This is a genomic window from Acinetobacter sp. B51(2017) (assembly GCF_003711395.1).
GTDB lineage: Bacteria > Pseudomonadota > Gammaproteobacteria > Pseudomonadales > Moraxellaceae > Acinetobacter.
In genome coordinates this window covers 1-1,540 of the sequence record NZ_PJRJ01000080.1, presented here as the reverse complement: position 1 = coordinate 1,540, position 1,540 = coordinate 1, and the positions used below count along the sequence as shown (strand labels likewise).

The 1,540-nt window shown below is 43.5% G+C and carries 1 protein-coding gene; it reads right to left on the bottom strand.

The features are described from left to right. Nucleotides 1–1,514 (bottom strand): alkyl hydroperoxide reductase subunit F (ahpF, locus tag CYK47_RS15165; protein ID WP_122902595.1); only part of this gene is annotated, 1,514 nt, incomplete at its 3' end. Nucleotides 1,515–1,540: the final 26 nt, after the last annotated feature.

Here is a 1,540-nt window from a genome sequence, read left to right as displayed (position 1 = left end):
CCTTCACCTGTGGCAATGATGATTTGTTTGTAGGGTACTGTGGTACAGTCACCAGCAGCAAATACACCTTTCACGTTAGTTTCGTTGCGTTCGTTAATCACGATCTCGCCACGATTGGTCAGTTCAACTGCGGTTTCTTTTAAGAAATCAGTGTTTGGTAACAAACCAATTTGTACAAAGATCCCAGCAAGTTCAACAGTGTGTTCAACGTCTGTTGCACGATCTTTGTACTTCAGTGCAGTCACTTGAGAACCATCACCGACAACCTCAGTTGAGAGTGCATTTTTGATTACAGTGGTGTTTGGCAAGCTGTTTAACTTATCTTGAAGCACTTGATCCGCACGCAGTTTAGTATCAAACTCAACTAAGGTTACATGCTCAACAATACCCGCAAGGTCAATTGCAGCTTCCACACCTGAGTTACCACCACCAATTACTGCAACACGCTTGCCTTTAAACAGTGGGCCATCACAGTGTGGGCAGTACGCAACACCACGGGTTTTGTATTCTTGCTCACCTGGGACATTCATTTCTCTCCAACGTGCACCTGTAGACAGGATCACTGTTTTCGATTCAAGTTTGGCACCATTTTCTAAAGTCACTTCAACCAAACCGTTAGCAGTTTCATCCGCACCTTTGATATCAGATACACGTTGTAGATTCATGATGTCCACACCGTATTCACGTACGTGTGCTTCCATTTCCGCCGCAAATTTAGGACCTTGCGTTTTTTGAATCGAAGTGTAGTTTTCGATGTCCATGGTATCCATGACCTGACCACCCATGCGTTCAGCCACGATACCAGTACGGATGCCTTTACGCGCTGCATAGATTGCAGAGGTGTTACCTGCAGGACCGCCACCAATCACAAGTACATCAAATGCATCTTTTGCATTGAGCTTTTCAGCATCTTTAGCAGCAGAGTTGGTATCTAGTTTGGCTACAATTTCTTCCAAAGTCATACGACCTTGACCGATGTGTTGGTTGTCTTGGAACACCATTGGAACTGCCATGATTTTGCGTTCTTCAACTTCGTCTTGGAAGAATGCACCATCAATCATGGTGGCTGTTGTGCCTGGGTTGTTAATTGCGATCAAGTTAAGTGCTTGAACCACATCTGGGCAGTTATGACAGCTTAACGATACAAACACGTCAAAGTCAGATTTGATTCCTAGACCTTTAATTGATGCTAAAACTTCGTCCGATACTTTTGGTGCATAACCAGAAGTTTGTAGCAATGCCAAAATCAAAGAAGTGAACTCATGACCCATTGGAAGACCGGCAAAGAATACACGCGGTGCTTCACCTGCTTTGGCAATACCAAAGCTTGGGACACGTTTGTTTTGACCATCAAAACGTGCAGTCACTAAGTGTGAAAGCGCAGCAACTTCTTCAACCAATTCTTTGATTTTGGTTGATTTATCTGAATCATCTAGGGCTGCAACCAATTCAATTGGGCCTTCTAGGCGTTCTAATAAAGCTTTTAATTGCGCTTGTGTATTTTGATCTAACATTGCTAACGTCTCCAAAGGAGTAAATA